The sequence below is a fragment of the Nostoc linckia z4 genome, from assembly GCF_002608075.1.
Lineage (GTDB): Bacteria > Cyanobacteriota > Cyanobacteriia > Cyanobacteriales > Nostocaceae > Nostoc > Nostoc linckia.
This window is the reverse complement of sequence record NZ_LAHA01000116.1, coordinates 1-9,012: the sequence shown is the minus strand read 5'-3', so window position 1 is coordinate 9,012 and position 9,012 is coordinate 1. Positions and strand designations below refer to the sequence as shown.

6 protein-coding genes are annotated in these 9,012 nt (G+C 42.0%); 3 read left to right on the top strand and 3 right to left on the bottom strand.

Going from position 1 to position 9,012, the window contains the following annotated elements; translation table 11 throughout:
• Positions 1-51 precede the first annotated feature (51 nt).
• The gene (locus VF06_RS38270; protein ID WP_099072573.1) at positions 52-2,010 is read left to right on the top strand and encodes an FHA domain-containing protein; all 1,959 of its coding nucleotides are present in this window, start codon (positions 52-54) and stop codon (positions 2,008-2,010) included.
• Positions 2,011-2,234: 224 nt separating this feature from the next.
• Here the strand turns inward: VF06_RS38270 and VF06_RS38265 are convergent, their stop codons facing one another.
• From VF06_RS38265 to VF06_RS38255, 3 genes are all read right to left on the bottom strand, one after another.
• On the bottom strand, positions 2,235-3,350 hold the full coding sequence (locus VF06_RS38265; protein ID WP_099072574.1) for a PepSY-associated TM helix domain-containing protein: 1,116 nt from the start codon (positions 3,348-3,350) through the stop codon (positions 2,235-2,237).
• A 53-nt stretch (positions 3,351-3,403) separates the two neighbouring features.
• Positions 3,404-5,965, bottom strand: a complete 2,562-nt coding sequence (locus VF06_RS38260) for a TonB-dependent siderophore receptor (protein WP_099072575.1) — start codon at positions 5,963-5,965, stop codon at positions 3,404-3,406.
• Between the two features lie 200 nt (positions 5,966-6,165).
• Positions 6,166-7,191, bottom strand: a complete 1,026-nt coding sequence (locus tag VF06_RS38255) for a helix-turn-helix transcriptional regulator (RefSeq protein ID WP_180267653.1) — start codon at positions 7,189-7,191, stop codon at positions 6,166-6,168.
• Between the two features lie 386 nt (positions 7,192-7,577).
• On the opposite strand from VF06_RS38255, the gene efeU reads away from it, so the two are divergent.
• Together efeU and VF06_RS38245 are read left to right on the top strand one after the other, a co-directional pair.
• Positions 7,578-8,414 carry an iron uptake transporter permease EfeU gene (efeU, locus tag VF06_RS38250; protein WP_099072577.1) on the top strand — a complete coding sequence of 279 codons (837 nt, stop codon included), beginning with the start codon at positions 7,578-7,580 and terminating at the stop codon, positions 8,412-8,414.
• Positions 8,415-8,470: 56 nt separating this feature from the next.
• The gene (locus VF06_RS38245; RefSeq protein WP_218963864.1) at positions 8,471-8,788 is read left to right on the top strand and encodes a cupredoxin domain-containing protein; all 318 of its coding nucleotides are present in this window, start codon (positions 8,471-8,473) and stop codon (positions 8,786-8,788) included.
• Positions 8,789-9,012 lie beyond the last annotated feature (224 nt).

Below are 9,012 nucleotides of genomic sequence, written 5' to 3'. Positions count from 1 at the left end.
CCATGCCCCATGCCCCATGCCCCATGCCCAATGACCAATGACTAATGACCAATGACTAATCATCTAAAAATCCAATTAAGTTGGGAAGATCCGGCGACGGGAGAACGGCGAGAACCAATTTTAAATATACCCATCGCTTTTGGTCGGGAATTTGCTCGGTTACCTGCTGAACATGGAGGACAGCGGGTTTCTAGGATGTTGCTTAATAGTAATGAAGTTTCTCGCTACCACGCCCTTGTTGACTGGGAACAAAATCATCTGGTGGTAATTGACCAAGGCAGTATTAACGGTGTCTTTGTCAATGGTAAACAGCAAAAACGGTCTGTTCTGGCTAATGGCGATACGTTGCAAATTGGCCCCTATGTCATCACAATCAAGTTTGCTGCCAATGTCACGGAACCAGATACTACTCCTCCTTCAACGATTCGCTTCAACCCAAATACCAATATCCCAGACCCCAGTTTGCCTGTGGCCCAGCCTGGGATTACCGCTGGTACGAATTTTCCACCACCAGCATTTCAAGCCCAAAAAGTCCCCGTGCAAGCGCTTTACGCTACTGGGTTACCAGTGGATGAAACTGATTATGTGGCCATCGGGGCGGGTCTGGGTAGCTTTGTTTGGGCTGATTTACTGCGAATTAGTGGCGTGCGTGCTGACAAAATTGTCGCTGTGGGATTAGAGGCGGAACCTTATGCCCGTTATAAGCGGCTGTGTATGAATTCCCAAATTCCTCTGCATGAAAGACTGCGGTCTAATTCCGATTCCTGCCCTGATAATATTTGGGGCTGGCCTAGTTATGCCTTGCGGGAAGCTTGGGCTGATTTTGGTAAAGGAAATATAAAGTCAGCATTTAAATATTTGTGGCAGGTGTTTGCGGAACCAACATTTGCTGAAACTTATACACCCCGTTCCGGTAACGTTTTTAATTCCATAGACAGAGAAGCCAAGCGCATTGGTTGGAACCAAATTTATCGCTATGGGCGAGTCCGGGCAATTCGCAAAACCGATGACGGTAGGTATTGCATAGCTTATTCTCGCGCCCCAGGAAATTATGCTTTTTTAGTTGGTCGTTATTTACATTTAGCTACTGGATATCCAGCAATTCAATTTCTGCCAGATTTGCAAGCTTATAGAGAAAAATATCAAGATTTTCAAACAGTTGTTAACGCTTACGAAGCACACGATCGCGTTTATCAACAACTAGAAGAACAAGGTGGTACAGTATTGATTCGGGGACGGGGAATTGTGGCTTCCCGCATTTTGCAGCGAATTTACGAAGCCAGAAAGCGAAATCGGAATATTTCAGTTTTACATTTAATGCGATCGCCCAAACCCCAAGGCAACAAATTTCAAAATGCCCAGCGTTCAGTAAAAAATCATTACGAATTTCAACCCTTTAACTGGCCGAAAGCTTGTTGGGGCGGGGAACTACGGACAATGTTAGAAAAAGCCTCCCCCGATGAACGCAAAAGCCTACTGGCAGACTGGGGAGGTACCACCACCGCTGACCGCCACGACTGGCAGCGTATTACTAGCGAGGGCATTAGCGAAGGCTGGTATCAAATTACCTTCGGTGAAGTGTTGGACGTAGAACGAGATCCCCAAAACCGGACTATTACCCACATCCGAGAAAAAAGCTTTGGGGAAATGAAATTGATTGCTGACTTTATTGTTGATGCTACTGGACTGGATGCCAAAGTCAACGCTAGTCCTTTGCTAGAAGATTTTGTTAAACATTACAACTTGCCACTGAATCACCTGGGGCGACTAGCTGTAGCCAACAATTTTGAATTAGTAGAAATGCGTAGTGACAGAGGACAAATGTATGCAGCCGGAGCCATTACCCTTGGCGGCCCCTATGCCGCCGTTGATAGTTTCTTGGGGTTGCAATACGCCGCATTAGTCGCCGTTGATGGACTCGCCGCCGCCCGTGCCCCTGGAGTTAGAAGATTGAATTTTGTAAGTTCCTTTGGCCAGTGGTTGAAGTGGGCGTTAAATCAGTCACCCTGATAGGATTTTGGATTTTGGATTTTAGATTTTGGATTAGACATCTGGTGAAATTAATTCTGCGTTACCCAAAACCCTTGTAGAGACGTAGCAATGCTACGTCTCTACATTTGGAATTCGACTACAGATAGATTTTCAGAATCAAAATCTACAAAGCAATCCCTAATCCAAAATCTAAAATCTAAAATCCAAAATGGTATTACTTCTCTAAAGAAAGCTGTAGTCAGTTAGGACAAATTCGTAATTGATTTTCTCTGCTGACGATACCGCCACATTGTTAACCCAGTGATAAATAAAATCAACGGTGCAAGTCCAAGGAAGACATAGAGAATCTGGGTAAGTAAACCACCAAATGTACCGTAGTGTAGGGGAGTAAAAGAGTTGAGGACGCGATCGCCTAACGGTAACTTTAAAGCATTATCGACTCTCAAAACCTTACCACTATACTGGTCAAGATAAACATTACTATCACCGTAATCAGAACTTTCCTGTGGTAGCTTCATACGAATTTGTAGAGGATCTTCTGGTAACTTGGGAAAATAAATGCTCTTAGTAACAGCATCGGGTAAGGCCGCATTAGCAATTTTCAGTTGTTGTGTCAGGCTCAATAATGACTGACCGGCAAGAGGTTGAGATACTGGTTCTGGTGGCTTTTGGGTAAATGTCACAGCATAAATAATCGGCTCAGTCAAATCGTAGAAGTTCCAGCAAAAGCCGGTAGAGCCAGTCAAGAATAAAAAAACCACAGTGATAATCCCAGCCACTTTGTGAATGTCAAAGTTTGCCCGCTTGGGATGAGCATCAAGCTTGATTTTAAAACCTGCAATCAGCTTACGCCAACCAGGCCAGAGAATTAAACCTGTAATGGTGAGAATACACATTAAAAAGGCAGTAATGCCGACGATTATCACTCCGGTTTCACCTGCCATCAGGCTGTAGTGCAGTTCTAGCACTATACCAAATAGAGTTTTATCCCGTTGACGCTCACCCATAATTTCGCCTGTATACGGGTTGAGAAAAACCTCCGTTCTTTGACCATCATTTGTTGCCAATTGCCCCAGATAAGGAGCATCTGGAGCATCTGGTAAATAAATCCGAAAAAAGTTCAAGTCTTTTCTTTGTGCATAGGTATCCCGAATTTTATTCACCATAAATTCTGGGGATAATTGCACTTTTTGAGGAGTAATATGTCCGTATTGTTGAGCGATTGCAAAATGGTCAAAATCTTGCTCGAACACTAACAAGCTACCTGTCAAACCTACGATAACCAGCACCAATCCCACAAAAAGACCAATATATTGGTGTAGGTAAAAAACAGTATCACGTAGTTTTTTGCGGTTCATAATATTCACTTTTTAATAACAAAAAAACTCACTTCATGCGTTGCCTATTGCGCTTAGAATGTAAAAGAAACAGAGCCAATCACTGTAAACGGCGCACCTGGGTAAACAACTTCGCGTCCTTGGGTTTCCACATAATAGTTAATATCAAAAAGATTTTTGATATTGAGACCAAGCCTCCAATTATCTTGCTTGTAAAACAGCGCAGCATCTGTGCGAAAATAACTCGGCAGGATAAATGATTGCTCGAAATCTCCGGGGCGATCGCCCACATAATAGAAACCTAAACCAAAGCCCAACCCTTTGAAATTACCTTGTTGAAGTTCATAAGTTGTCCACAAAGAAGCAGTATTTTCTGCTACGTTTTGCAAGCGATTGCCTACAGGTAAGTCATTATCGCGGGTGACTCTGGCATCTGTATAACCATAGGTAGCAATCACATTCCAACCTGGTGTTATTTCTCCGACGATATCAAGTTCAATGCCCTTGCTAGTCTGTTCCCCTACCTGAATAGAGAAATTGGTATCGATGGGATCGGTGGTTAAAACATTGGATTTTGTCAAATGGTAAGCTGCCAATGTTGCTGAAAGTTTGCCATCAAACAACTCTCCTTTAACGCCTACTTCGTATTGTTTGCTGCGTTCAGGAACGAAAGGTGAATTGTCTCTAGACCTTCCATACTGTGGTACAAAGGATTCTGCATAGCTGGCATACAGAGAAACAGGAGGGGTAGGTTGATAGACAATACCAACACGGGGAGTAAAGGCAGAATTATTGTCGCTGGTTGAACTTTGAGCTGCTAAGTCTTTTTGTAAAATATTCACCGTATCAAAACGACCGCCCAGCAGTAGCTTGAGGTTGTCTGCAATAGTTACCTGGTCTTGCAGATAAAAGCCGAATGTATCCGTGAAATTTTGAACTATGTAAGGAGTAGTGGGACGGGTAATCGGAACAAAGTAAACCGGATTAAAAACATCAATGGATGCAAAAGGCCCGTTAGAAAAGCCATTGGAGATATCAGTGAAACGGTTCAGGTCTATGCCAAATAGCAGTTTGTGGGTAATTGTTCCTGTTTTGAAGTTACCGATAACATCTGTCTGGAGTCTGTAGTCCTCTTGGGTAGTTCCACCAAAATTAGCGATGTCTCTTCTCCCTGTGCGTCCATCTGCTTCCAGTCCTCTGAACTGAACCCGGATTTCATCAGTCTTCAATATGTTGGTGGATAAAGTCTGACGCAGTTGCCAATTTTCATTGAAGCGGTGTTCGAGATTGTACCCAAACTTGTAGTTTGTAACAGTGCCTTCGTTAATGGCAGGTTCACCAAAAAATCGGTTGATGGGAACTGAACCAGGGCGATCGCCAATTACGAACACTCCGCGATCGGGTTTATAATCTCTATCGTTGTATTCAAAAAATAGCTTTAAATCAGTATTTTCATTAAGTTTCCAAGCGATAACAGGTGCAACAAATATGTTCTGAGAACTAATAAAATCTCTGAAACTACCAGCATTTTCGTAGGCAACATTCAGACGATAAAGTAAGGTTTTATCTGGATTCAGAGGCCCTGATAAATCGAAAGCTGAACGATAGAAAGCATAATTTCCAACACTCAAATCAACATTGTAGTAAGGGTCACTTAGAGGTTGCTTCGTTACCAGATTGACAATTCCACCTGGTTCAGTTTGTCCGAATAGCACAGAAGCAGGCCCCTTGAGTACCTCAACCCGTTCTACATTGGCAAAGTCTGTGGATGGAAAGTTGTCACGAATTCCATCCCGAAAAGTTGTTTCTTGAGCAAATCCTCGAATTCTCACTCTATCAAAGGAGTTTTGATAGCCTGCACCTGGTGTTACCCCACTGACATTTTGCAAAACATCCCGCAATCGAGTTGTTTTTTGATCCTCAATTATTTGTCGTGGAATCACTTGAATCGATTGGGGAATATCACGCAAAGGGGTATCAGTTTTAGTTGCGGTTGTTGCATCTGGTACGCGATATCCATCTTGTTCGCCTGTGACTACCAACTCAATCGGTCGATCGTCTTGGGCTGTGGGTTGCTCTGGCTCGGTTTCACTACTAGGCTGTGGCGGGGAAGTCGGTTGAGTTTGTGTTTGAGCAGATGAGGCTGGTGTAAAACCAAACACTAAACCTTCTGGGTCGTCAAATAATTCCACATTGGGACTATCGGCTTCCCCGATCGCTGTCACCCGAATACTATTAGCGTCTAAAGTTGTGACGGTGACAGATACAATCCCCTTAACAGGATTGTCCACACGAAACTCTTGACCATCTGGCAGTTCCAAGACAGCATTCTGGATATCTGCAATCAAGCTATTAGCCTCAGCTTTCGTCACAGGCTGGAGTGCTTCTCCTTGAGATGTTTGTAAAACTAATTCAATACCCGTACTTGTGTTATTGAGCTTCACACCCGTAACTTTCACCACTGGGCTGACTGGTTGCTGTACTAATAGGGGAGCTAAATTCTTGACAAAATGAGGCTGTTCTGACATCTCTTTTAGCTCTAAGACTTCATTCCCAGTTGCAGGTTTTATCAAAATTGTCATCAAAGTCAATGCAGAAGTAACCGAACTGATCCCACACAGCAGCCTAGATTTCATCTAATTTTCTCCCCGCCAACCACAAATGCTTGTAGACAAATTTTCTTAATTAGCTTATGGAAAGAACATTATGTGATTTCCCAGGCACAAATCAACTCAATCACGGAGACTTCGATCCAATACGGGAGAGTCAGTGAAAAATTTTCAGGCTAAAACGTCCATCTCAAAGCAGTTTTAGGGATATTGAAAGAAAGTTAAAATTACTCGTATATTTTCTTTCCCGCCTTACATTCAGAGGGACTCACGCCAAATTTGCGTTTAAAGGCAGCCGCAAAATGACCGGGATTCGCATATCCCACTGCATTTGCCACCACAGCTACGTGCATTTTTCCATCTTGTAGCAATTGTCTAGCTATTTCCATGCGATGATTATGCAAGTAACCAAAGACTGTTGTACCAAATACTTGCCGAAAGCCAATTTTTAATTTATTGTCATTAATACCTACTTGCTGTGCCAAATCTAACAAAGTTGGCGGGTTTTCCTGTTGAGAAATCAGCATATCTCGTGCGTGGTGAATCTTTTCAATATCTCTAGGTTTAAGGGCTATAAATTTAACAGATACATTTTTGATTTTTGTTAGTTGCTCTAATTTCAAAGCAATTAATTCTAAACACTTAGCTTCCAGATAAATTTGTTTGATCGTACCTTGAAATGGGCAATTAATAATTTGTTGCAATGGAAGAATCATTGCTGATGTAAGTTGATTATCTTCAATATAATTTTCTTGACTCTTGCCTTTTATCAACTTAATTAAATCTGGCGGTAATTCTTGATTTATACAGCGTACAAAATCATATAAAATCTTAGAAGAATTCAGATGTATATCAACTTTTAATAATTGCTTATTGCTAAATGAAGTGCTGGTATAAGCAGCATACTCTTTACCAGGTAAAATCCATTGTATAAAATTCGATTCACTGCTTCTATTGCAAGCAATATCTAATCGATTAGAACTATAACCACCTGATAAATTAAAACCAAATTCTATTTCTTCAAATTCATCTTGACTCGCTTCATATACTATTTGTAAATCTTTGTCATATTTTTGATTGCGAATCAACAAATAAATATCTCGTAATTCAATATAGCGATCGAATCCTCTACCAAATTGCTCTGGACATAAATAAATAATGTCACAAGTATCTAGAGGATCGGGATACTGGATATTATTGTTGAAATTATACCATACTTCTAAGTATTCAGCTTCGGAAATAGTATTTACCATTACTCTATTGATATTTGAAAGTGGGCAGTAGGGAATCGAAAAAACCACTTTCATATTTGACTATGAAACTTGTTGCATCTTGGCTTTGAAAGCTTTTTCACCTCCCTACGTCTGAAATAGACGCTTCTGGGAAGCTCATAAGCTATTGAGCTTTTAAATTGCACGGTTCGGTTACCTGTGAAGTTCGCTCCATTTGGGGGAACCCCTACGTACCCGTCAGTGGCTCCTTGGTTAACAGTCAACCGTCAACAGTCAACATAAAAATATCGTTATCGACTATGGGACATCAACTTTTTTCTCTTTGACGTATTGTGATACATTTGACAATTGATATCAATTAATCCTACAGTAACTTTGGAGCTAATAGATAAAACTTATCAATAAATATGCTTGCCACTTTTCTAATCATGTTTCGGGAAGGGGTAGAAGCGGCTTTGATTGTTGGTATTATTGCCAGTTACCTCAAGCAAACTGGACGCACACATCTGATGAAAGCCGTGTGGATGGGAATTATCCTTGCTACTCTCTTATGTTTGGCATTGGCAATAATTTTGCAAGCAACAAGCGGTGATTTTCCCCAACAAGAACAGGAATTATTTGCAGGAGGAATCTCAGTCATTGCCGTTGGGGTGCTGACTTGGATGGTTTTTTGGATGCGACGCGCAGCGCGTTCGATTAAAGGTGAGTTGCACAGCCAAATTGAAACCGCAATTTCCCAAGGCGATCGCTGGGGTTTGGCGTTGGTAGGAATGTCATTTTTCGCAGTGCTGCGTGAAGGTTTGGAGACAGTGGTGTTTCTTCTAGCTAGTTTTCAGCAAAACTTGGGGTTTGGCATACCATTGGGTGCAGTATTGGGATACCTAGCCGCCATCGCTGTCGGAGTTGGAATTTATCAAGGTGGTATTCGCATCAACCTGAGAAAATTTTTTAAATGGACAGGAGTTTTTATTATTGTTGTGGCTGCGGGACTGCTTGCAGGTGCGGTACGTGCTTTTCATGAAGCAGGAATTTGGAATTCACTACAAAATATCGTATTTGATGCTAGTCAAACTCTTTCTACACATGGAATTATTGGTTCAGTCTTAGCAGGTATTTTTAGCTACAACGATGCTCCTACCCTTGGGGAAGCGATCGCCTATTTTGGCTATTTGATTCCCACGCTAGTGCTGTTCTTTTCTGGAAGTCAGACAACACAAAAGACTGCTGTAAATCGTTCCCAGTAAATTCGGAAGTTATTGGAAGTAGTAACCATCCTAGTAATGTTACATAGAAAATAAGTATGAAAAGTAAAACGTGTCAGTGGATGTATATACCTGCGATCGCTTGTCTGATAGGTTTAACAACAACGGCGTGTGACTCCAACAAAACCAGCCAAGACAGCAAGAATTCATCCAATGTCCAAATTGTTAGCAACACCGATACTAAAACCATTCCCGAAACTGCAATTACAGTCACAGATAAAGGTTGCGAACCCAATCAACTCACAGTTGCAGCAGGTAAAAATACCTTTGTGATTACCAATAAAAGTAGTCAATCTTTAGAGTGGGAAATTTTATCTGGCGTGAAGGTGATTGCTGAGAGGGGTGCGATTCGTTGATTAGTGAATCACGGTAATCAGTCCGTATATAACTAATCCAGTCCGACAGCAGATTACTGTCACTAAGGGGCTGAACTCTCGGTCAGATGCAAGTGCAAGCCTTGCCATTCAGACTCAGAATTGACTCCTTACCTGCCCACACCGAACAAGCTCGGTTCTTGTAGAGTGAAGCTGGGAACAGGGTGCAATCAGACAGCCGTTGCGGGCTGACACTGGCGCTAACA